15 protein-coding genes are annotated in these 24,207 nt (G+C 57.9%); 10 read left to right on the top strand and 5 right to left on the bottom strand.

Annotated elements, in window-relative coordinates:
• Positions 1-59: 59 nt before the first annotated feature.
• Positions 60-866: an ABC transporter ATP-binding protein gene (locus HKX44_RS09435; protein WP_276151076.1), complete on the top strand. Its 807-nt coding sequence runs from the start codon at positions 60-62 to the stop codon at positions 864-866.
• Complete coding sequence (locus HKX44_RS09430) at positions 863-2,131, top strand: ABC transporter permease subunit (protein ID WP_276151075.1); 1,269 nt, start codon at positions 863-865, stop codon at positions 2,129-2,131. Before HKX44_RS09435 ends, HKX44_RS09430 begins: the two co-directional genes overlap by 4 nt.
• Positions 2,132-2,278: 147 nt before the next feature.
• Here the strand turns inward: HKX44_RS09430 and HKX44_RS09425 are convergent, their stop codons facing one another.
• Entirely contained in the window at positions 2,279-4,402 is a 2,124-nt protein-coding gene (locus HKX44_RS09425; RefSeq protein ID WP_276151074.1) for a DEAD/DEAH box helicase, read from the bottom strand.
• A 370-nt stretch (positions 4,403-4,772) separates the two neighbouring features.
• Here HKX44_RS09425 and HKX44_RS09420 point away from each other — a divergent pair, with 370 nt between their 5' ends.
• Together HKX44_RS09420 and selD are read left to right on the top strand one after the other, a co-directional pair.
• Positions 4,773-5,297 carry a MarR family transcriptional regulator gene (locus HKX44_RS09420; protein ID WP_276151073.1) on the top strand — a complete coding sequence of 175 codons (525 nt, stop codon included), beginning with the start codon at positions 4,773-4,775 and terminating at the stop codon, positions 5,295-5,297.
• Between the two features lie 613 nt (positions 5,298-5,910).
• Positions 5,911-8,088 (top strand): selenide, water dikinase SelD, encoded by a 2,178-nt coding sequence (gene selD, locus HKX44_RS09415; RefSeq protein WP_276153207.1) that lies wholly within the window; start codon positions 5,911-5,913, stop codon positions 8,086-8,088.
• Positions 8,089-8,155: 67 nt separating this feature from the next.
• Here the strand turns inward: selD and mnmH are convergent, their stop codons facing one another.
• Positions 8,156-9,217, bottom strand: a complete 1,062-nt coding sequence (gene mnmH, locus HKX44_RS09410) for a tRNA 2-selenouridine(34) synthase MnmH (protein WP_276151071.1) — start codon at positions 9,215-9,217, stop codon at positions 8,156-8,158.
• A gap of 210 nt (positions 9,218-9,427) precedes the next feature.
• Complete coding sequence (locus HKX44_RS09405; RefSeq protein ID WP_276151070.1) at positions 9,428-9,814, bottom strand: hypothetical protein; 387 nt, start codon at positions 9,812-9,814, stop codon at positions 9,428-9,430.
• Between the two features lie 177 nt (positions 9,815-9,991).
• Between HKX44_RS09405 and HKX44_RS09400 the strand changes: the two genes are divergently transcribed.
• The 3 genes from HKX44_RS09400 (at position 9,992) to HKX44_RS09390 (ending at position 15,916) form a co-directional block, all read left to right on the top strand.
• Positions 9,992-10,639 (top strand): glutathione S-transferase family protein, encoded by a 648-nt coding sequence (locus HKX44_RS09400; RefSeq protein ID WP_276151069.1) that lies wholly within the window; start codon positions 9,992-9,994, stop codon positions 10,637-10,639.
• Between the two features lie 256 nt (positions 10,640-10,895).
• Positions 10,896-11,225 (top strand): DUF2322 family protein, encoded by a 330-nt coding sequence (locus tag HKX44_RS09395; protein WP_276151068.1) that lies wholly within the window; start codon positions 10,896-10,898, stop codon positions 11,223-11,225.
• 899 nt (positions 11,226-12,124) lie between these two features.
• Positions 12,125-15,916 (top strand): Ig-like domain-containing protein, encoded by a 3,792-nt coding sequence (locus HKX44_RS09390; protein ID WP_276151067.1) that lies wholly within the window; start codon positions 12,125-12,127, stop codon positions 15,914-15,916.
• A 100-nt stretch (positions 15,917-16,016) separates the two neighbouring features.
• On the opposite strand, the gene HKX44_RS09385 is transcribed toward HKX44_RS09390, so the two are convergent.
• The gene (locus HKX44_RS09385; RefSeq protein WP_276151066.1) at positions 16,017-16,961 is read right to left on the bottom strand and encodes a LysR family transcriptional regulator; all 945 of its coding nucleotides are present in this window, start codon (positions 16,959-16,961) and stop codon (positions 16,017-16,019) included.
• A 533-nt stretch (positions 16,962-17,494) separates the two neighbouring features.
• Between HKX44_RS09385 and HKX44_RS09380 the strand changes: the two genes are divergently transcribed.
• The gene (locus tag HKX44_RS09380; RefSeq protein ID WP_276153206.1) at positions 17,495-20,404 is read left to right on the top strand and encodes an Ig-like domain-containing protein; all 2,910 of its coding nucleotides are present in this window, start codon (positions 17,495-17,497) and stop codon (positions 20,402-20,404) included.
• Positions 20,405-20,554: 150 nt separating this feature from the next.
• Positions 20,555-21,109, top strand: coding sequence for a YaeQ family protein (locus HKX44_RS09375; protein ID WP_276151882.1), 555 nt, complete (start codon positions 20,555-20,557; stop codon positions 21,107-21,109).
• 102 nt (positions 21,110-21,211) lie between these two features.
• Here the strand turns inward: HKX44_RS09375 and HKX44_RS09370 are convergent, their stop codons facing one another.
• The gene (locus HKX44_RS09370) at positions 21,212-22,750 is read right to left on the bottom strand and encodes an alkaline phosphatase D family protein (protein WP_276151064.1); all 1,539 of its coding nucleotides are present in this window, start codon (positions 22,748-22,750) and stop codon (positions 21,212-21,214) included.
• A gap of 303 nt (positions 22,751-23,053) precedes the next feature.
• Here HKX44_RS09370 and HKX44_RS09365 point away from each other — a divergent pair, with 303 nt between their 5' ends.
• Positions 23,054-24,202, top strand: a complete 1,149-nt coding sequence (locus HKX44_RS09365; RefSeq protein WP_276151063.1) for an ABC transporter substrate-binding protein — start codon at positions 23,054-23,056, stop codon at positions 24,200-24,202.
• Positions 24,203-24,207: the final 5 nt, after the last annotated feature.

The raw sequence follows: 24,207 nt of genomic DNA, 5'->3' as shown, positions 1-24,207 counted from the left end.
ATGAAGCTGAGGTGGGGAAAACCCTGCCCTTAAACCCTGACAGGGGTGGGATCGTGGATATGACCGGACTTTCCATAGATAAACTTTCGATGCGTTTTGATCTGCCGGATGGCGGGCATGTGCAGGCTTTGCAGGATGTGTCGATAGACCTGAAGGCGGGCGAGTTGCTGAGCGTTTTGGGGCCGTCGGGCTGTGGTAAGACCACGCTCTTGAACATTGTTGCGGGGTTTCTGGCCCCGACCAGCGGTGTGATGACATTGAACGGGCATCAGATCACAGGGCCGGATGCGGAGCGCGGTATGGTGTTCCAGCAAGGGGCGCTGTTTGAGTGGATGTCGGTGCGCGAGAATGTCGGTTTCGGGCCGTCGATGAAGGGTATGCCGAAGAACGACAAGAACGAGATTGTGGATCACCTGCTGGATGTGGTGGGGTTGCAGGATTTCAAGGAAAAGGCGGTTTATGAGCTGTCTGGCGGGATGCAGCAGCGTGTGGCTTTGGCCCGCTGTCTGGCGAATGATCCCGATGTCATCCTGATGGATGAACCGCTGGGCGCATTGGATGCTTTGACCCGTGAAAAGATGCAGTCTCTGGTGTTGAAGCTGTGGAAAGAGACCGGCAAGACGATCATCCTGATCACCCATTCGGTGGAAGAGGCGCTGCTCTTGGGCGAACGTCTGATCGTGATGGCACCGCGTCCCGGGCGTATTCACAAGGAATACCGTCTGCCCTTTGCCGAGTTGGGTGTTGGCGCGGATCTGCGAGAAGTTAAGAAACATCCCGACTTTGGGCCCAAGCGTGAAGAAATTCTGAATATGATCTGGGACATGGAAGAAGAGATTATGGGCACCAAGGAGGACGCGGCATGATTCCTCTGATCATTTATGTGCTGATTTTTGCAGCGGCGTTTTTCATTGTCACCAAGGTGGTGCAAGGGCGCGGGGTCAAAGATTATACTTCGCTCAAGACCGTAACCTTCGGAGATGAAAGCGCAGTGCGGCCTAACCGTGCGGCGGGGATCATCTCGGTTCTGACGATATTCCTGATGTGGGGCATGTTCACAGGTTCAAGCCTGCTGCCGGGTTTCCTACATGCGCCGGCCCCGTTTCTGGGGACCACAAGTTTCACCTATACGGCTCAGGCCGAGGGGCAGGCCCCTGATGACGCGACGGTCACGGTTGTGGTTTATCCGCGCGGCGAAGCGGTAGACGCGCCCGCGGTTGAACCGGGGGACGGTTTCGCCAAGAACGATTCCGTTGCGATTGCACAGTGGCGCACCGGATTGGTTGCCGTGGACAAGAATGACGACCTGACCAAAAGAGACGGCGCGCGGGTGATTGCGATTGACGGCCAGAAGATTGCACCGGGCCAGACGGTAAAAACCGAAAACGGCAGTGTAACCCTGTCGGACAAGGGCACGCCCAATTTCGAACCCTCCAAAGGCTGGCAGATGCAGCCGCTGTATTTGCCATCACCGGAAGAAGTCTGGACACGGTCCTTGCAGATCGCATCGGAAGGGTTTCGCAATTTCACCTTGCTAGAGCATCTGGGGTTCTCGTTATTCCGGGTTGTTGTCGGGTTCCTGTTCGGTGCGGTTGTCGGCATTCCGCTGGGCTATGCCATGGGGCTGAGCAACTGGTTCCGCGGCTGGTTTGATCCGATTGTGGAATTCATGCGTCCCGTACCGCCGCTGGCGTTGATTCCGCTGGTGATCATCTGGTTTGGTATCGGCGAAGGCGGCAAGATCATCCTGCTGTTCCTTGCGGCGCTGTGGATTATGGCGATTGCGGCACGCTCGGGTGTGTCTGGCGTCAAGATTTCCAAGGTTCATGCGGCCTATTCGCTGGGGGCCAGCAAATGGCAGATCATGCGCCATGTGATTATCCCCAATTCCCTGCCGGAGATTTTCACCGGTGCGCGGGTTGCTATGGGAGTTTGTTGGGGCACGGTTGTGGCCGCAGAACTGGTCGCGGCGGAACAGGGGGCCGGTATGATGATCATGACGGCGTCCAAGTTCCAGAACACAGATATTGTGATCATGGGCATCATCCTGATTGGTGTGATCGGTTTTGGCATTGATATGATGATGCGCGCCGCCGAGAAGTTCCTGGTGCCATGGAAGGGCAAAGGCTGATCCGGTTTCGCGCTGGATCGTCAATGCCACGCAAAAAGAAAACGCCGAAGGTTTCCTTCGGCGTTTTTTTGTTTGTGCTATTTGGGACCGCTTTCTTTCAAAGAAAACGTACGGAAACTTTGAAAGTTTCCGTCCCTGTTGCTGCGGTTACTTGCCCCGGCGCGGGGTGGTGGCCCCACCTTTGCCCTTGGGTTTTCCGCCCTGCTTGCCGATCTTGTTGGGCGGGGTGAACCGCTTGGAGGGATCAGAGGCGCGCTTATAGCTTTTTGCGCCGGCGGGCGCTTCTTCGCGGGCTTTGAACGGTTTGCCACCCTTGGGTTTGGCACCACGTGGGGCATCCGCCTTGGGCCCGTCTTTTTTCCAGACCGCTTTGGCCTTGGGTTTTGCCGGTGCGTCGCCGTTTGATTTTGGCCTTGGGGTGGCACCGGGTTTCATCGGGCTGCGCTCGGTCTTGTGAGACTTGGGCGGGCGTTCGCCTTTGGGCTTGTCTGCGTGCTTGTGCTTTGGCTTGTCAAATCTTGGCTTGTCCGCACGTGCCTCGTCTGCATGGCCATGTGCGGCGGCGGGGCGTGGTTTGCGCGGAGCCGGTGCGGCGTCCGGGTCATAGCTGCTGGACTTGCGGTGCGGCGGTTTTGGCCCTCTGTCGGGACGGGGGCCGCGATCAGGACGGGGGCCGCGATCGGACCGGCCCCGTGGCAGATCGGGGGCCTTGTCGAGCTTGGTCACGATGGCCCCTTCTTCGACCACGCGGTCGGGGCCAAGGGCATTGATGAATTTATCCGCTGAAGAGGCAAGGATTTCGACAAAGCTGTGATCCTGTTGCACGCGGATTGCGCCGACATCATCCTTGGTCAGGTCGCCCTTGTTGCACAGCATCGGCAACAGGGTGCGCGGTTCGGCACCGTCGTTGCGGCCGGTCGAGACCGAGAACCAGACCGATGGCCCGAAGCTGGGGCGCGGGCGGTCGTCCTTGGTGCCCGGATCGGTCAGATCCTCGGGGGCCGAAGCGCGCGAGCGGTAGAGGTTGACGAAGGCAGTGGCCAGCTGTTCGGGGCTGAATTTCTCGGTCAGGGATGTCACGAAACCGGCAGCGTCTTCGGGGGCGGGGTTGGACCATGCGGGATCGGACAGCAGGCGCTCTTCATCGGCGGCGTTTACTTCTTCGGCAGAGGGGGCAGGGCCCCAATTTGCCGTTAGCTTGGCCCAGCCCAGCAGGCGGCTGGCCTTGGTTTTCATTTTGGCCGGCACGATCAGGGCAGAGACGCCCTTGCGCCCGGCGCGACCGGTACGTCCCGAGCGGTGCAGCAATGTGTCGGCGTTGCTGGGCAAGTCGGCGTGAATCACCAGTTCTAGGTTGGGCAGGTCGATGCCGCGCGCCGCCACATCCGTGGCCACACAGACGCGGGCGCGGCCATCGCGCAGGGCTTGCAGGGCGTTGGTGCGTTCGGATTGTGACAATTCACCGGACAGGGCCACAACCGAGAACCCGCGGTTGGTGAATTTGGTGGTCAGACGTGCCACGGCAGCGCGGGTGTTGCAAAACACGATGGCGTTCTTGGCCTCGTAAAAGCGCAGCACGTTGATGATGGCGTTTTCCGTGTCCCGCGGATGCACCTGCATTGCACGGTATTCGATATCGGCATGTTGTTTGGTTTCACCCACAGTTGCGATGCGCTGTGCATCCTTTTGGTAGGATTTGGCCAGCTTTGCGATGGGGGCCGGCACGGTGGCCGAGAACAACAGGGTGCGGCGGTCTTCGGGGGCTTCATCGAGGATGAATTCAAGTTCCTCGCGAAAGCCCATGTCGAGCATTTCGTCAGCTTCATCCAGGATCACGGCGCGCAATTCGCTGAGGTCGATGTTGCTGCGTTTGATGTGATCGCACAGGCGGCCCGGGGTGGCGACAACGATATGTGCCCCGCGGTCAAGGGCGCGGCGTTCGGTGCGTTGGTCCATGCCGCCGACACAGGTGGTCACGATGGCACCGGCCTTGGCGTAGAGCCAGCTGAGTTCGCGTGCCACCTGCATGGCCAGCTCGCGGGTTGGTGCGATGACCAGTGCAAGCGGAGAGGCGGCCGGGCCGAAGCGCGGTTCTTCGCCCAGAAGTGTGGGGGCGATGGCAAGGCCAAAGGCGACCGTTTTGCCGGAACCGGTTTGCGCCGAGACCAACAGGTCCTTGTCGGCCAGGGCCGCGTCGGTGACGGCCTGTTGTACGGCTGTTAATGTTTCATAGCCTTGCGCTTCAAGCGCATCTGCGATTGTCTGGATCACGTGTGTCGTCCTGTTCTGAGGGGGGCCGTGCAAGGGGCGCGGCAGCCTCAGGCGTCTGGCCGAGGCATGTGTTTCGCCCGCCTGTAAGGGGTCTGCGCATGAATGTACATGATTTTGTTGGCGCGACAGGGGCAGCGCACGGTTTACCTGCGGCTTAACAGAGATGTGCTTTGGCCTATGGGGTGAATGTGTTACTGTTGCCGTGTGGGGTTTTACCTGCGAAGATTGATGTTTAAAAAGCAGAGCTGTTGTTTTGGGCCTGCGATGCACGTTTATATTTGGGTAGCTGTTCTGGGCGACGTAAGGTCTGGTGCCGCTGATTAGTGACATTTGCGAGTATAGTTTATATCCGGCATTGCGGGAGAATGTTATGGCTGACGGATTTCAAGTTCCTTTTGATGCGTGCGAGGACGTGCGCAAATATACGGATGAACAGACTGTTGAGGACGTTTTTACATTTCGTTTGCATCGTCTGACCGCGATTTCCGAACGTGCGGCGCAGATTTGCGGCCAGAGTAGTTTTGACCTGAGTTTGAACGAGTGGCGTTTGTTGGCCTTGGTGAAGAGCCGTGCGCCGACCCGCGCTGGTGGCTTGGCGGATATCTTGCTGATGGACAAAAGTCAGACCAGCCGCGTGACAAAATCCTTGTTAAACAAAAGGTTGATCCGCAGTTTTCCGGATCCAGACGACGGGCGGGCAATTGCGCTGGAACCCACCGATGAAGGGCTTTTGTTGTATCACCGGATATTCGAGGATGTCATTCGCAGCAATGAAATGCTCCTGGATGTGCTGAGTGCGGAAGAGGTGCAGCTTCTTGATTCCATCCTTGGGAAGCTGACAGAACGGGGCAGCGACTTGCTTGAGGCGCTGTTGGCGCGTCCTTTGCTGCGCTAGGGTTTTCGCGGCTGTTTAACGACGGGCAGGTGCGGCTGCGTAAGGGGTCACCCTTGGGTGATTCTTCTGCGTGTGGCGATTCTTTTTCGTTCGGGTGTGCCGTCCTCACCTTTTGAATCATCGACAACAGGGCAAAGCAGGCCCTTGGATAGCACGAAAATCGCGGTCTTTTGTTGCTATTTTTACATGTCAGAGAAACAGGCCGCATCGGGTCAAGCGGATGTAATGCAGTAAACCTGTGGGTAGGGCCTCCACTTCCCGAAAACAGTGGGTAGAGGCAATGCAAGACGGGTCACAGAAGCGGTCAATGGCGAAACAATTCCCGCAATTTAAGCTGCGCACCTTTTTATGATCAGGTGATCGAGGTGGCGATTGTGCGACCGGGGGCGATTCCGACAGACATGGTGCATCCGTTTTCGTGCCGCTGGACAGTTTGGCGGGCATAAACATCCGCGTGATGTGGGCGTGATCCCCCAGTCGCGGGATTTTCATTAGCCCTGTGTTTGAGGTAGCTGTAACGCAAAGGTGCGGGCAAGCCCGCATTCGATTTGATAGATTGGAGGCTCTGCCTCCAAACCTCCGCAGGATATAAGGCCAAAAAGAGAATGAAACTGTGTTGAGCCCTGTGCCCTATACGCGTGATCTGGTGTTGGTCGGGGGCGGCCATGCCCATGCGCTGGTGTTGCGCAGTTGGGGGATGGATCGGCTGGCGGGGGCGCGGGTGACGGTGATTAATCCGGGGCCGACCGCGCCTTATACGGGGATGTTGCCAGGGCATATTGCGGGGCACTACGGGCGCGATGAACTGGAGATTGATCTGGTGCGCTTGTGCCGTCATGCGGGGGCGCGGCTGATTTTAGACAAGGCGGTGGGGATAGATCGGGACCGGCGCGAGGTGATCTTGGAGGGGCGCGGGCCGGTGGCCTATGATGTGGCGTCGGTTGATGTGGGGATTACGGCAGAGATGGATTTGCCGGGGTTTGCGGAACACGGGATCGGGGCCAAACCGCTGGATCGGTACGCCGCGTGCTGGCGTGAGTTTCTGGCGCGTGTGGCGGCGGGCGAGGTTGCGCCGGACGTGGCGGTGATTGGTGGCGGTGTGGCGGGGTGCGAGCTGGCGATGGCGATGGCATTTGCCCTGCGTGGGGCCGGTGTTGCAGCACGGGTGACGGTGATTGAAGCCGGGCGGCAGATATCGGGCATGGGCGCGGCGGCGCGGCGTAGGATGTTGTCGGTGATGGCGGGGCTGGGTGTTGAGGTGCGGGTGGCGGCGCAGGTGCTTGAGGTAGCGGCGGATCGCGTGGTTCTTGCGGATCAGCCGGCGGTGCCCGCTGCGTTTTGTGTGGGGGCGGCGGGCGCATTTCCGCATCGCTGGATTGCAAAGACGGATTTGCCGCAGCGTGATGGGTTCATCGAGGTGGGGGCGGATTTGGCGGTGCGTGGGGATGCGGCCCTGTTTGCAGTGGGCGATTGCGCGGTGATGCCCCATGCGCCGAGGCCCAAGGCGGGGGTGTTTGCCGTGCGCGCAGCACCGGTGTTACATCACAATTTGCGCGCCGCCCTGAGCGGGGGCAGGCGCAAGACGTGGAAGCCGCAAAAGCATTATCTCAAGCTGATTTCCTTGGGGGATAAATCGGCCATGGCCGAGAATTTCGGGCTGAGTTTGGCGGGGCCGCTGTTGTGGCGCTGGAAAGACCGGATTGATCGCAAATTTATGGACCGTTTGGCGGATTTGCCGACAATGGCCGTGCCGGCGGTGACGGGTGAGCTGGCGGCGGGTGTTTCCGAGATATTGGCAGCCAAGCCGCTGTGTGGTGGTTGTGGTGCAAAGGTCGGGCGCGGTGTTTTATCGGGCGGCTTGCAAGGCATTGCGGCGGTGCGGGGCGATGTCGTGACCGGGGCGGGGGATGATGCGGCGGTGCTGCGCCAGCCGGGCGGTGGGTTTCAGGTACTCAGCACCGATCATCTGCGGGCCTTGATTGAAGATCCCGCCCAGATGGCGCGGATCGCGGCGGTACATGCGCTGGGCGACATCTGGGCGATGGGGGCGCAGCCGCAGGTGGCGCTGGCGCAGATCGTGGTGCCGCAGATGGCGGCGGCCTTGCAGGAACGTAGTTTGCGCGAGGTGACGCAGCAGGCCGAGGCAGTGTTTCAGGCTGCGGGAGCGCAGCTGGTTGGCGGCCACACGACGATGGGGGCGGAGCTGACCATCGGGTTTACGGTGACGGGGACGCGGGCAGAGATGCCGCTGACGGTTGCGGGGGCGCAGAACGGGGATGTGTTGATCCTGACGCGGCCCATCGGGTCGGGGGTGATATTGGCGGCTGATATGGCGGGGCAGGCGGACGGGCGGGACGTGGCGGCCGCATTAGAGGTGATGGGCCAGTCGCAGCATCGCGCGGCGGCAGTGCTGGCTGGTGTGGCCCATGCGATGACGGATGTGACCGGCTTTGGTCTGGCGGGGCATGTGCAGGCGATTTGTGCAGCCTCGGGGATGGATGCGGTTTTATGGCGTGACAAGATACCGGTTTATGCAGGTGCGCGGGCACTGTCGGATGCGGGGGTTTCTTCAACATTGATGCCGTCAAACCGTGTGGATGCGCCGGTGAGCGGGCAGGATGATCCGCTGTTGTTTGATCCGCAGACCGCGGGCGGGTTGTTGGCGGCAGTGCCAGAGGCGCAGGCTGATGAGGTATTGGCGGATTTGGGTGCGCAGGGCTGTGTCGGGTATAAAATCGGGGCGCTGTCACAGGGCAGCGGGCGGATCACCCTTATCGCGTCCGGCCATTAACCTGAAACATTTCGTATCCCCGATGTCCCGAGAACGCGCAGCGTGGCTGGGTATTGGGGATTCATGTTTAAGGTCGGGCACTATAGCTAAATTGTCGCACCAGATCTTGGGCGGCTTGGGCCAAAGTGTTGTCTGCAAGGTCTGCCATGTCGATCTGTGCGATGGGGGGGGCTTTGATGGCAGCGGATTTGGCATAGCGCGGATCATAGTGTTCCCGGATCAGGCCTGCAGCAAGGGTTTGCCACTCGGCCGTATTGGCCTGTGTTTGCCATTGGGCGATCCGGCTGGCGGGGTGATAAGGGCGCAGGAGGTCGATCAACTTGCCAAGCTGCTGTGCGTTCTGGGTCAGGTCAGCATAGGCACGGCACAGAAAGTCGCTGCGGGCCGCGAGCGGGGCATCGATCCGCAGGCGGGGCGCATCGCCCATGCGCGCCCAGAGGGACGGGGGAATGATACGTTGGCCGACCTTGCTGCTTTCGGCTTCGACAAAGGTGATTTTCGCGGGATCGAGGGTGCTGAGTGCGCGCGCGACACGGGTTTCGAACATGCGTTGTGCGGGTTGCGGGCTGCTTAGCCCGCCAAACAGGGAGCCACGGTGTTCAGCCATGGCTTCGAGGTCGAGGATCTGTGCGCCGGCTTGCGAAAGATGGTGCAGCAGGGCGGTCTTGGCGGTGCCTGTGCCGCCATCGACCAGCATCAGGCGGTGGGGCAGGGGCGTGTCATAGAGCGTTTGCACCACGGCGCGCCGATAGCTGCGATACCCGCCCTGCAGCAACTGCACCCGCCAGCCGACTTGATCAAGGATCGTCGCAAAAGCACCGGAGCGTTGCCCGCCGCGCCAGCAATAGACCAAAGGTTGCCAGCCGCCGTCCTTGTCCGCCAATGCGTTTTGCAGATGGTGGGCGGTGTTTTGGGCCACCAATGCACCGCCGATTTTGCGGGCGTTGAACGGGGACACCTGTGTATAGACTGTACCGACGGTTGCGCGTTCTGCATCATTCAGGACCGGCAGGTTAATTGCACCGGGCATGTGATCCTGTGCAAATTCCGAGGGGGCACGTACGTCGATGATGGTGTCGGCTTTCAACCGATGTAAATCTGCCAAGGACGTCAGGGTGAAGGGGGTCATGATGTGCCTTTGTGCAACTATTGCCTCTTATGCCCTTGCACCGATGTTAGGGTCAGGATCCATGAATCCTGTATCGTCAGCGGCAATTCCACGAAAGTTCAATGGTTTGGGCTGCGCCGTCAATAGTGGTTCTATTTGCAAGCGGTTCGAGACGCTGAAATGACGTGGAACTGACGGCACAGGATTCATGGGTCCTGACCCTACAACCGATCAGCCGGCGATAAGCAACAGGGCAGCGCAGACAATCCAGACGGTCCAATGGGGCAGGCGCAGCAGGGAAGCCGCCGGGCGGTTGAGCCAGCGCAGCTGGATCACCCATGCCGCCGCCCAAGCGAGGTACAGGAGGCCGAAACCGGTGATAAAATTGGCTTCTTGCGGGCCCATGTCCCAGAGCGCGATGGCGAACAGGGCAAGGGCCACCGCCAGCAGGTCGACCGACAGCATCTGAAAGGCGCACATTGCCTGCACCCAATGGGGGGTTCGTTCCGTGTCTTGGGCTGCGGGGGCAAGGCTTGCGGTTTCACGGGTGCCGCCAATCAGGTGGGCGACGAAAGCCAGCAATGTGATGCAAGCGACGATAAGGACGGGGATGTTCATTGAGGTTCCTTTGAGGCCGAAGGTTTCTGGCAAAATCAGGGTATCAGCGGACAGAGCCGGCAGACACCGAGAACTATGTGCTGCGTCAGTCCGCCGCGAGGCGGGCAGGTGGTGGGGGAGCCGACCCTGCTCACGGGCTGCATTTTGCAAAGGCGATTCCTGTGATAGAGAAGACGCATGGAGCATCAGGTCATTCTGCGCGGTTATCGGTATAGTGTGTACAATCGCATTGCGCGTGTTGCCCTGCACGAAAAGCGCGTTGCCTATGAGATAGAAGAAATCGACCCCTTTGCGGCGCATGTGCCCGAGGATTATGTGAGGCGGCATCCGTTCGGGCGGGTGCCTGTTCTCAGCAACCGGGCGTTTGATCTATTCGAAACCTCCGCCATCACCCGTTATGTTAACGCCGCGTTTGAGGGGCCTGCGCTATTGCCCACAGATGCGCAATCACTGGCGCGGGTTGCGCAGGTGGTTTCGGTTGTCGACAGCTATGGTTATCTGCCGATGGTCCGTCAGGTTTTTGCCCATCGCGTGTTTCGGCCCGCTGTTGGGGAAGTGGCGGACGAAGCTGAGGTTACCGCCGGTCTTGATGCGTCGCATACTGTTTTGGCCGCGCTGGAGGGCATCGCGAAAGAGGGCCATGTGCTGGTTGGTCAGAACTTCACTCTGGCGGAGTGTCATTTGGCACCGATGATCGACTATTTTGTGCAAGCACCAGAAGGCGCTGAGGCGTTAAAGGCCTACCCGCAGCTTGCAGGCTGGTGGGCAGGGGCGTCACAGCGCAAAAGCCTGCGGATGACGGCACCCGGTCTGCCCGGGGAGTAATTCACCTTGCCAGCCGCTATTCTGCCGGATCTGAAACATGCCCCGCAATACCCTGACAGGATTCGTGTTTTCGGGGCATTGGAGGGCGGAGAACCCTCAGTTGAATGTCTTACATATCAGTGGTTTTCGGACAAAGCGGTGTCCGTTCGGTTGCAAGGCGCTTGTGAAACAACCGGCCTAGATTCATCGCCTGCCGCTTGATGAGGCAGATTTTTCGTGACAGTTCAGTGGGGCGGTACCCTATGAGGACATCACGATGATTCAACCAACGGCTTCGTTTAAAGACAACCTTCTGCTTTTGCCTTCAATTGACGGGCTGGCCGGCATTGAAATCGTCGGTGCCGACGGGGCAGTTATTGAGGTTATAGAGAACGCGGCGGGAAAAAAGGGATCGTTGGCGGTTTATCAATATCTTGCAGTGCAATTCGAGGCGGTGAATGCCGAAGCGGCGGCCCATGGTCTGGCACTCTTTGCAGAACATACAGAAGACGCGAAAAACCGGCCCGGAGCCCATCCCAACATCGACCGGTTGTTTCGGGTCGTTGAGGGCGGCGCAGCGTTTGGCATTCGGGTAAAGCGCCCTTAAACGCTCTCCGCGAATGCCCGAAACCCAGATCATCACCCGCTGGTTGGTATGCGTAACTTCAAGCGGCGTGTGGTATTTTCCGTTTTCAAGCAGTGCTGGAGCAGTGGACATTTTTCGTCAGGGCATGGGATGAATCTTCACAGGTTCTACTGTGCCGACTCTTTCAGGGCGAAAATCCTCTTTTGCGTTAACCTATGTGGCGGTTGCTGACGTGTCACTGTCGGCATTCCGCGACGTCACCGGAAAATTTCCTCTCGCGGATGCCCCTAACAATCCTTTTTCTTTCTTCCTCTGAAAAGCTTCTGGTTGGCGAAATTTCCCCGCTCGGCTCAACTCCGGGTTACGGCGGGTTTGGGCGGAGTTAACTAATAAATAAAGGCGTTTTTAGGTGCCGCTTCTCAACGGTATCTGACGGAAATAGCCAAACTTTCTCGGCCATTGTTAACGCGCGCTGATCCGGGGCAAGTGCCTGTTTGCAGTATGAAATACCAAGTTCCAATTCTTGCCCCAGTTTGGTCACACGGCTGCCCGTCTGGTTCAACTAGAACGATAAAACGGGTCTGAGGTGAGCAGTCAATTTCGGTCCCTGAACTGGGAAAAATGGGACGAGTACAATGAAGAGATTAGTGTTAGCAACCGGTTTACTGATGCTGAGCAACGCTCAAGGCTGGGCATTTGACGCAAATGGTCGCGATGACACATATGTTCAAAGTAGTTTGGGCAGTTGCAATGCAAATGGATACATCGCTGGAGCCCGCAAAACGGCCATCGTATGGATTGAGGGGCCGGAGTCGGGAAAGTACAGAACTCACTTTGCGGGTGGATCGTACTTCACTGGAGACCATGGAGCCGTAAGCGGGCGACCATTAGATCGAGACGCTATTGCCGCATGTTTGGGGGTGTCGCCGACCGATGTAACTAGCCTCAAGCAAGATGGCGCAGATGGCACCTTTGTATCCGACACCTATATGGGTTTTTCGTTCACCACGACAGCTGCTTCGAAGATTGATCCAGCACGCTACCCTGCCGGCAGCTATAAATTTGGCAGGTCCGGTTCTGGTACGCCCCAGAATACTGCCCCGACGGCCGATGCGGGCAAGTCGCGCAAAGTCTCCTCTGCCGCGAAAGTGGGGCTGGATGGAACGGCGTCTGACGCAAATGACGAGGGTCAGAAGTTGACCTATAAGTGGACCCAGACCGGCGGCGATCTGGTCAGGCTTTCAGGTGCCGACACAGCCCAGCCGAGCTTTGCCGCGCCAAAGCTGAATATGGGCGACGCCGATGCCGTGCTGACGTTCTCACTGGTGGTTCATGACGGTGCGGATACTTCCAAGCCTGATACCATGAATGTCACTGTGACGGCACCAACCAATACAGCACCAACTGCCGACGCGGGTAAGTCTCAAGAAGTGGCCTCTGCCGCGAAAGTTGGTCTGGATGGAACGGCGTCTGACGCGAATGACGAGGGTCAGAAGTTGACTTATAAATGGACCCAGACCGGTGGCGATCCGGTCAGGCTTTCAGGTGCCGACACAGCCCAACCGAGCTTTGCCGCGCCAAAGCTGAATATTGGCGATGCCGATGCCGTGCTGACGTTCTCGCTGGTTGTTCATGACGGTGCGGATACTTCCAAGCCTGATACCATGAATGTCACTGTGACAGCACCAACCAATACGGCGCCAACTGCGGATGCGGGCAAGTCGCGCACAGTCTCCTCTGCCGCGAAAGTGGGCCTGGATGGAACGGCGTCTGACGCGAATGACGAGGGTCAGAAGCTGACCTATAAATGGACCCAGACCGGTGGCGATCCGGTCAGGCTTTCAGGTGCCGACACAGCCCAACCGAGCTTTGCCGCGCCAAAGCTGAATATTGGCGATGCTGATGCCGTGCTGACGTTCTCGCTGGTGGTTCATGATGGCGTGGATACTTCCAAGCCTGATACCATGAATGTCACTGTGACGGCGCCCGGAAATACGTCCCCGACTGCGGATGCCGGTGAGGCGCAGAACGTCGCCTCTGCCTCCAATGTAACGCTGGACGGGACCGCGTCTGACGCAAATGACAAGGGTCAGAAGCTGACGTTTAAATGGACGCAAACCGGTGGCGATGCCGTCAAACTTTCAGGTGCCGATATCGCCCAGCCCAGCTTTACCGCTCCGACACTGAAAGCAGGAGAGGCCGATGCCGTGTTGACCTTCTCGCTTGTGGTTCATGATGGGGCAGAGGCCTCAACCGTAGAGACCGTGAAGATTACCGTTGCCGCGCCGGTGAAAAAGCTGCCAGTCAACAACGCTCCGACGGCAGATGCAGGTGAAGCCCAGAAGGTTGCCTCAAGTGCGAGCGTGACACTGGACGGCACCGCTTCTGCTGCCAATGACAAGGGGCAGAGCCTGACGTATAAATGGGCGCAGACCGGTGGTGATGCCGTCAAACTTTCCGACGCAGACAAAGCACAGGCAATTTTTGCCGCGCCGACGTTGAACGCAGGAGATGCAAATACTGTCCTGACCTTTTCGCTGGTGGTGCATGACGGGGTAGAGGCGTCTGTTGTTGATCGCGTCGAGATCACTGTTATTGCGCCGGTGAAGCAGGCACCGGTTAACGTGGCCCCGACCGCCGATGCCGGCACAGCGCAGAAAGTGAACCCGGCCACAACTGTCACATTGAACGGGGCCGCGTCTGACGCCAATGACAAGGGGCAGAGCCTGACTTACAAATGGGCCCAGACCGATGGCAATGCGGTCACGCTTTCTGGTGCCGATACTGCCCGCCCCAGCTTTACAGCTCCGGCGCTCAAGGCTGGTGATGCGGATGCCATTCTGATCTTTTCGCTTGTGGTCAACGACGGGGTACAGACCTCCGGGGCTGATGCTGTCAAAATCACCGTTACCGCGCCGGTGAAAAAGAAAGCGCCGAAGGTCCACGCCGGCAAACCGCAACGTGTGAAGCCTGCCCGGGTTGTGACATTGAACGGCACCGTTTCGGACGCCGGAGAAGCAAAACAGAAATTGACCTATAGATGGCGCCAGACCGGCGGGCCGGACGTTGTCCTTGAGAGGGCGGATACGGTGCAGCCAAGCTTTGTCGCGCCGGTGTTGAAAGAAGGTGATAAAGACGAAGTTCTGTCTTTCATGCTTATGGTCCGCGATGGCGAGGAAATCGTCACCTCAAGCAGTGCGACGGTCACCGTCACGGCCCCCGTTGACAGCACACCACCTGCTGTATCAATCGGCGCGCTCTCTGGTCCCGTCGAAGGTCAATACACAGCACAGATCACCCTGTCGGAAGCCGCGACGACTTTTGGCTCCGATGATCTGACGCTGGTAAATGCCAGCGCTGTTCTGAACGGCGGCGGCACCAGCTATACCGCGTTGGTGACACCGGCGGCTGACGGCGAAGTCACGCTTTCTGTGGCCGCGCGGTCCTTCACGGATGCGGCGGGCAATGACAACACAGCCTCCAACCGGGTGCGGGCAATCTATGACGGCACTGCGCCAAGTGTTGCGATTTCCGGTGCGCCGAAAGATGTGCCGGCGGGCGGTGGCTTTTCCGTCACGGTGACCTTCTCAGAGGCGGTGACAGGTTTTGACGTCAGCGATATCGCGGCGGCCAACGCCAAGGTGACCGGCGTGACCGGCAGCGGTTCCGGTTTCAAGGTTAGCCTGATTGCGGCGGGTACCGGTGACATCATGATCTCGATCCCAGCCAATGCCGCGATTGACCGGGCAGGGAACGGCAACCGGGCGTCCAACGTCATCAACATCGCTGATGTAACCGTTGAGCGCACCCAAGAGCTGGCGGCAGGCTTTATGCAGACCCGGGCAAACCAGTTGGTGCGCAACCAGCCCGGTTTGATTTCGATGATGGCTGGCAAGGATCGGGCCGCGTTCAATCTGTTGGTGACCCGTAGCGTTGGTAATTTCGATCTGTCCAATGGCCTGAAACACCCGATCTGGGTACGCGCAAAAGGTTCATGGACCAGTGATGGTGACAGCGAAAGCCGTTATGTCTTTGGTGCCATCGGCAGCCACAAAAAGATCACCGAGAACCTGATGATTGGTGCGATGCTGCAAGTCGATCACCTTGTTGAAGACACTGGTCAGGCTTCGGTCAAGGGTACCGGTTGGATGGCAGGCCCCTATGTGGTGGCGAAAACCCCGAACCAGCCGCTCTTCTTTGAAGGTCGCTTGCTCTACGGGCAGACCAGCAATGATGTATCTCCCTTTGGCATCTATGAAGATAGCTTTGACAGCGAACGTCTGCTTGCCCAAGTCAAGGTTGCCGGCGCGTTGAACTTTGGCACCACGACAGTGATGCCGTTTCTGGATGCATCCTATGCCAAGGACGATCAGGACGGGTATGTCGACAGCCTGGGCAATGCGATTGCAGAGCAGGGCATCACCCTTGGCCAGATCGAGCTGGGAATGGATTTCAGCAAGATGATTAACGTCGCCAGCGGTGATCTTGAACTGTGGGGTGGTGCATCTGCGATTTGGTCGCACACAAGCGGCAGCGGGTATGCCGCAACTGTCAGCCCATCTTACGAAGGTGGCCGGGGCCGTGTGGAGCTGGGGGTTAACTATGAAATTTCCGCCACGCAGCAGGTAACGGCGGCCACCCATTTTGACGGCATCGGTGCCAAGAACTACGAAAGCTACGGGATGAGCCTTGGCTATGGGCTGCAATTCTAATCTCTTGCAGGTGGCCCCCTGAACCGTTCTTATGAACGCTGTAACTGAAAAGAGCGTCGGTATCCGGCGCTCTTTTTGTCTGTGCCGTAGGGGCCTGACCCTAGGTGGCAGGACCAGTCGATAACAGCCTTTTTGCATCGACTTCCAGTTCCGCCACCCTGTCCGTGATGGTTTGGCGCAGCCATGCCAGCCCGGCATCACTGTCGTTCTTGCGGTGCCAGCTTAGGGTAATGTCCTGATTTAAAACATCAAAAGGCATCTGGAAATACCCCAGCCCGTAAATTGGGGCGATCTGTGTTACATAGAGCTTGGGCAGCATTGAAATGCAGTCACTGTCCGTCAAAAGCGCGGGCACAGAACGTATGCTGTGAACAAGGCACATGTAATCGCGCGAAACAGCTTGCGATACCTGCGCCTTGTCGAGGTTTTTGACCGCCCCTTTCTTGAGGTTGGGCGAAATTGTCCGGTATTTTGGCAAAGCGGCCAAAGGATTGGCTTCTTGCTGGATCGGGTGGCCCTTACGGAAGGCCAAGATCGGTGCAACCGGAAACAGTGGCTCGGCAGAAATTTCATGCATCATGGCCGCCTGCAGATGGACAACCATGTCGACATTGCCGGCCAAAATCGCATCTTCAATGGTGATCGACTGGGGCGAGACAAGTTCGAATGTGACATTCGGGTTTTCAAAGGTGAGCTTTAAGAGACGCGGCATCACGAGTGGCTCGACGAAGTCCGCAAGCAAGAGCCGAAAGTGCCGGGTGGAGTGCTTTGGGTCAAAGTCTTCCTTCGGGGTAAGGCTCATTTCCAGAAAGGTAATCGCATTGCGGATGGGTTCGGCAATGGACTCGGCATAGACCGTCGGCTCGACCCCGTTCCCCTTGCGGATAAACAGGTTGTCATCCAACTGATTACGCAATCGTTTCAGGGCGTGAGACATGCCCGGTTGGCTTAGGTCCAGCTGAACTGCGGCTGCGCTGATGGATCGGGCTTCGTAGATCGCATGGAACACGGTCAACAAATTCAAATCAATGTCTTTAATATTCATAAATTGTATAACTTCAGTCGTGAAACGAAACAGGCCGCGCTGATGGCGCAGAGGCTGACTGTCTTCTTAGCGGGAAATCGCCAAACAAGCAATAAAACCGAAGGATTTAAAAAGAAACCCGACATTTCAAATGTGTTTTAAAACAGATGGTTAGAATGGAGTATTCGGCGATATTCCTAATATGAATATCGAACATTCTGGCGGTCAGCTATCCAGCGCCCGCTTTGCTTTCTAAGCACAGGACAAGGTCGGGGGCTGTTCGCTTGGGGCGTCCCTTTATTCATTGATGTCCAGAGGATTCCATGTTCGCCAAATTTCGATGCGTTTTCCAGCGTAGCTTTGCTTTTCAACTGCTTGCTCTTTGTCTTTTGTGGGGGATGGCCAGCGCGCAGGCTGCTTTTGCGCAGACCAGTTGCCCAAACGCGAGCGTTCACGGCGGCACAAGCCCGGGTTGGGCATATGCCTATCAGACCGCAAATCGAGCGAACGGAACATGTTCGAATGCGGTAGCAATACCGGCCAATGGTTCACGCATGTTTGCCTCTCGTGCGGATTGTCGGGCTGGCCGGTTCGTTTTTGTTGGGGAGAACGGTGGAGGTATCCTTCCCTCGCCATTTACCTGTACAAATTGTACAGCAAAAGCATCCCGTGACGCGGTGATCGCCCCTAATTCTTCCGCCCAGATCTCGGCCTACTACACATATTCAGACGGGGTGCGGGTGCGCTATACCTCGACAATTTCGCGCGGACCAGCGGATGTAAACGGGTATACGCAATGCTCGATCTCCGGCGCGACAATGACAGGCGGAAGTTATGGCGGGGATGCGACCGCCCCAACGGCAAGCTTGGGGGCTGTATCCGGCCCGGTTGCTGGGCCTTTTGATGTGCCTGTGACGCTTAGCGAGGCAAGCACAGACCTGACCTTGGCGGATTTTCAACTGACCAATGCCAATGCGGTGTTGTCCGGGTCAGGGACAAGTTACACCTTATCGGTCTCTCCCGTTGCCAGCGGCAATTGGTCGGCGCAAATCAAGAACAAAAGTTTCACAGATGCGGCGGGGAACTTGAATATCGCGGCTTCGAACGTGGCGACGGGCAGCTTTACGGCAACCGCGCTGGGTGTGGTGATCGGTGCCTTTTCCGGGCCGCATTCTGGGGCCTATACAGCGGCGATTACCCTGTCTGCCGCTTCAACCGATTTTGTGCAGGGTGATCTGACAGTTGGCAATGGCACGGCAACGCTTGCAGGTTCCGGTGTCAATTATACTGCGACGGTCACACCTGCGGGCTATGGGGTGGTTTCCCTGTCGGTTGGTGCAGGCCGCTTTACGGACGCGGGTGGTGCAGCAAACACAGCCTCCAATGTAGCAAGTATCACCTTGGCCAAACCGGTTGTCCCGCCAACCCCTCCGAAAGTGCTGATTGGTGATTTGACCGGACCGGTTGACGGGGTTTTCACAGCACCAATCACCCTGTCGGAGCCTTCGTCGGATTTCGAATTGGCAGACCTTACAATAAGCAACGCCTCGGCAAACCTAGCCGGCTCTGGCAAGCAGTATACTGTGACGCTGACGCCATCGGGGGACGGGGTGGTTACCCTGTTTGTCGCGGCAGAGGCCTTCACGGATGTGGACGGGGATGCAAATGCGGCCTCTAACAAGGTGCAGGTGCGGTATGATGCGACGCCGCCCAGCGTCACGATCAGCGCCTTGTCCGGGCCGGATGCCGGTGTCTTTACGGCGACAATCACTCTGTCAGAACCCTCTGATGATTTTGACGCAGACGACCTGACGTTGCGCAACGCGACTGCGGTTCTGACGGGATCGGGCCGCGAATACCTTGCGACGCTCACCCCGAACGGGGACGGAGAGGTCAGCCTTTCGGTGGCCGCCGGGCGATTTACGGATGCCGCGGGCAATGGCAACACGGCCTCTAATTCTGCGACAACGACCTATGATGCAACGCCGCCGGAAATTACCATCGCGGCACTGACCGGCCCAACGGCTGGCACCTATACGGCGGTGATTACCCTGTCCGAGCCATCAAGCAACTTTGCTCTGGCCGACCTGACGCTGGTCAACGCCACCGCCACGCTGACAGGCACGGGCACCAGCTTCGTCGCGACGCTGACGCCAATCGCCGATGGCGAGGTCAGCCTGTCGGTTGCTGCTGCCCGTTTCACCGATGCGGCAGGAAATCAGAACATCGCGTCAAATTCGGTCGCTGCAACCTATGACGGGACAGCGCCAACCGTCGCCATAACCGGGGCACCGGGCACATCAGTGCCATTCAGCCCTTTCACGGTGACAGTGACCTTTTCGGAACCTGTTATCGGGTTTGCAGCTGAAGACATGATTGCCACAAACGCGACGGTCACCGCATTGACTGGTGGCGGGGCGGTGTATCAAGCCACGGTTAAGGGAAAGGGATCAGGTGACATCGCGCTTTCAGTTCCGGCCAATGCGGCATCAGACGCGGCAGGCAATGCCAATCTGGCGTCTGACGTCACGATGATTGTGGATATGACCGTGGTGCGGACACAGGAACTGATCGCGGGCTATATGCAAACGCGGGCCAATCAATTGCTTCAAAGCCAACCGGATTTGATCGGCTTCCTGTCTGGTGAGGGGCAGGGCGGTTTCAACCTGAATGTCACGCGGGGGCAGGGCAGCTTTGATTTTGCCACGGCCCCGGAAAAACCGGTTTGGCTGCGCGCCCACGGTACCTGGAGCAAGGCGGGTGAGCGCAAAAGCGAATATGCCTTTGGCGCGGTCGGCACCCATAGGGCAATCGGCGAGAACTTTCTTGTTGGGGCGATGGTGCAGCTTGATCACCTGAATGAAGAAACAGGCGCGGCATTTGTGCGTGGCACGGGTTGGATGGCTGGCCCGTATTTTGTTGCCAGAGCGGAAGGCCAACCGGTGTTTTTCGAAGGTCGTCTGCTCTATGGTGAAACCAGCAACGAGATCAGCCCGTTTGGCACATATACAGACAAGTTTGAGACCACCCGAATGCTGGCGCAGGTCAAGGTTGCCGGGGCGTTGGCCTATGGCAGTACCACGCTTATGCCGTTTCTGGATGCCTCCTATACGACGGATGATCAGCTCAGCTATGTTGATGGTGCAGGCAATACCATTGCGGCACAGGGTGTCGAACTTGGGCAGGTCGAGCTGGGGTTGGATTTTCGGAAACTGGTTTCCGGCGTTCCCGGCGAGCTTGAGCTGTTCGGCGGCGTGTCTGGTATCTGGTCACATACGGCCGGCAGTGGCTTTGCGTCGACCATCACCCCGGAATACGAAGGGGGCAGAGGCCGTGTGGAACTGGGCGTCAATCGCGTGTTCAAAGCGGGGCAGCGGGTCAGGCTCAGCGCTAATTACGACGGGATCGGCGCAAAGGGCTTTGAAAGTTACGGGGTGAACTTCGGTTACGAAATGCAGTTCTAAGGCCCTGACCCTAGGCCGGATCGATTGGGGCGGCGGGGCGGATCAACCGTTTTAAACGTTGCCCCCCCTTCAAGCGCTACGGCGTTATCTGCTTTCGGATCGTACTCAGACCGACTAGGCATTCCCCACGTGGCAAACGGGGAAAAGACCATGGCGCAAAAGGCCACTATTTACAAAGTCGAACTCTCTGTGAGTGACATGGACCGGCACTATTACGAGACCCATAAGCTGACTGTTGCCAAGCACCCGTCGGAAACCGACGAACGTATGATGCTGCGGTTGGTGGCATTTGCGTTGAACGCGGATGAACAGCTGGAAATGACCAAGGGGCTGTCAACCGATGACGAACCCGACATCTGGCAGAAAAGCCTGAGCGGCGAACTTGAGACCTGGATCACACTGGGATTGCCCAGTGACAAGATTGTCCGCCAGTCCTGCGGCAAAGCGGATCGGGTGATCATTTATGCCTATGGCGGCAATCCGGCAGAGACGTGGTGGGATAAGATCAAAAACAGCACCACCCGATTTGACAACCTGTCGGTGTTCAACCTGACGCAGATCGAGACAGCTGCCCTTGCAGGGTTGGCCGACCGTACCATGCGTTTGCAGGTGAACATTCAGGAGGGCGAGGTGATGGTCAGTGTCGGGGAAGGCATGGTTTATCTCACGCCTGTCGCATGGAAAGCCGCGGACCGCCGGGGCTAACATTGGCAAAATGATTGGGGCCTGTTGGGGGTAGACGCCATCATGGCAGGGCGCGGCAGCCTGATGGCGAGGCGACCTATACAGGCCGCCTCCGTACAGAAATCAGATCGTTGTCTTCGGCTCAAGCTCAACCGACCACAGCTCGATGTCGGCGCTGTCCATCAAGCGGACAGTCATGACGCCGGTGTCAGCAGCGATGTCGACCTTGCCAAAGAACTGCAACCCGTCGCTGGGTGGCAGGTTTGCCTTGCCTTCTTCGGGGTGTTTTGCGAACCGCACTTCTGGACCAAAGGTATTGTCATAATCGGAAGGTCCGAATGTGCCCGCATGAAGGGGCCCCGACACGAACTCCCAGAATGGCTCGAAGTCCTGAAACACCGCACGCTCGGGAGAATAATGATGGGCCGCAGTGTAATGCACATCTGCCGTCAGCCAAACGGTATTGGTGATGTCGGCGGATTTGATAAAGGACAGCACCGTCGCGATGTCGTTTTCACGGCCCAGCACAGGCCCGTCCCCATTTGCCGCGTTCTCCATATTGGTGTCCCCATCGCGCACCATCATGCCAATCGGCATATCCGAGGCGATGACTTTCCAGGTCGCGGTGGAATTGACCATCTCACGCTTGAGCCATGCAAGTTGCTCTGCCCCGAGAAACGGTGTGCCTTCTGCTTCGGTATTGGCGGTGTTGTCGCCACGATAGGTGCGCATGTCGATGACAAAGATGTCCAGCAGCGGGCCATAAGAAACCTTGCGATAGACCCGCATCGGCTCGGCCAAGACTTGGCGCGTGGGCATCATCTCGTGAAATGCGCGGGCCGCGCGTGATGACAACAGTTGCATGGACTTCACAGAATAGCGGTCGTCCTGCGCCAGCACTTCGTTGGGGTACCAATTGTTGGTGACCTCATGGTCATCCCACTGCGAGATCATTGGAACCGCAGCGTTAAAGGCCTGCACGTTCTTGTCCATGTAGTTGTAGAGATGCTGGCCACGGAATTCATCGAGGGTTTCGGCGACCTTGGTTTTGGCTGGCGTGACAATGTTCTTCCAGACCGTGCCGTCTTCCAAAGCGACTTCTTCTTTCAGCGGTCCATCTGCATAGACGGTATCACCTGAGTGCAGGAAGAAGTCCGGCATATGTTTTTGCATTGTGGCATAGGTGGTCATGCCGCCGCGGTCTTCGTCAATGCCCCAGCCCTGTCCGGCGGTATCGCCTGACCAGACAAAACTGACGTCGCGGTTGCCCATCGGTGCGGTGCGGAATTTGCCCGTCATCGGCTCCGAGGCGGTATTGTCGGCCAGATCAGTCATGGTGACGCGATAATAGATGTCCTGATCGCTTGGCAGGCCGGTCAAGGCAAGCTTGCCAGTGTAATCGGTGGGGGTGCCTACAGCCAGCGCCGGCACAGCGCGGGCATCAGACATGCTTTCGGTGGTGGCCCACTCGACAAACATTTTGGCTTCACGGTCGGCGCGGCTCCAGATGACTGCGCCGTCATGGGCAACATCACCGGACATCACACCATGTGTGATCAAAGGGCGCGATTGAGCGCGTGAAAGCGACGGGGCGGCCAGTGACGCCGCAAAGGCGGCGGTGCCCAATAGGGTTTGGCGGCGGGTGAATGAAATGCGTGGCATAGGTGGTGACTCCTGTGTGCGTGTAACAGCCACCGTATATGCCGCTCATGGTATCAGGTTTCTGACAGTGGAATGACAGTTAGGTAAATGTGGAAGGCCAGTCCGCATCGCAGATCTGCGAGGGCAAGGCAGCGGCGCAAATTACGCTAAATCGAATGGGCGCTGTTGATCCGGGGTGTTCTCAAACCACCTGTTCTAAGTGACTGTTACTCACCAATCAAAATTCCCGATAAAAAGACTTGGGTATTTCGTTTCATGCGGTTACAAGCCGACTCGCACTGATAAACCACATTGGAGACGCTCATGTCCTATGCGACATTTTTCGGCGGCTTCCTTGGTGCGGTAACAGCCAGCGTATTAACGATTGCGCAAGCCAGTGAAGCTCAAGCGGAAGCCCTCACTGTAACAGACATTGCCGGACGGCAGGTTACCTTCGACGAATTGCCCGAGAAAATCGTGCTTGGCGAAGGTCGCATGATGTACTCGATTGCGCCGCTGACAGAGGGTAACCCCTTTCGCAAGATCGTCGGCTGGAAGGACGATTTGATCCTTTATGATCCCGATGCGTTTCGCAAATATCAGGCCGCATTCCCCGAAGAAACAAAGCGTCTGATCAACTTCGGGAACCCCTACGCCGGCGATTTCAGTATCGAAGCGGTGTTGGAAGCGGAAACCGATTTGCTGTTGCTGGACGTGGGTAACCTGTTCAAAGCTGAAGAAACCGGCTTGATTGAAAAGATGGAAACCGCGGGCGTTAACGTGGCCTTTGTCGATTTCCGCCGCAATGCGACAGAGAACACCGTGCCGTCTTTGCTGATCATGGGGCGTATTCTTGGGGAAGAAAAACGCGCGGCAGAGTTTATCGACTTTTACATCGGGCAGATGCGCCGGGTGACAAATGTGGTTGACCAGATTCCGGCTGACGAACGCCCGCTTGTTGCGGTTGAAAACGCTGCCGGTTGGCAACCTGATTTTTGTTGCTGGTCCTTCGGGCCCTATAACTATGGCCGGTTTGTCGAACTTGCGGGTGGGGTGAACTATGGGTCTACTTTGGCCAATGCCTATAAGGTCGACATCAGCCTCGAAGGGCTGCTGGAGGCGGACCCGGACCATATCATCGGCACTGGCGCGAACTGGAAAGAGGCACGCCCCGAAGTCACCTCTACCTTGCTGGGCTATGATGGCGACCCGGCTGTGAACGCTGAGCGGCTTCAGGCGCTGGCGGACCGAACCGGTTTTGCCGACATGCGGGCGGTGAAAGAAGGCAAGCTGCATTCGATCTACCACCAGTTCTATAATTCTCCGTATCACTTCATTGCTGTGCAACAGATCGCAAAATGGCTGCACCCCGAAGCATTTGAAGACCTCGATGTGCAAGCGAACTTTGAGGAACTGCACGACAAGTTCCTGCCATTTGCTGCATCCGGTCAGTTCTGGACAAGCCTGAACTGATCTAC

Origin of the sequence: Sulfitobacter sp. M05, assembly GCF_029285175.1 — a bacterium.
GTDB lineage: Bacteria > Pseudomonadota > Alphaproteobacteria > Rhodobacterales > Rhodobacteraceae > Sulfitobacter.
The sequence above is the reverse complement of the archived record's forward strand: the minus strand, read 5'-3'. Positions and strand labels throughout refer to the sequence as shown.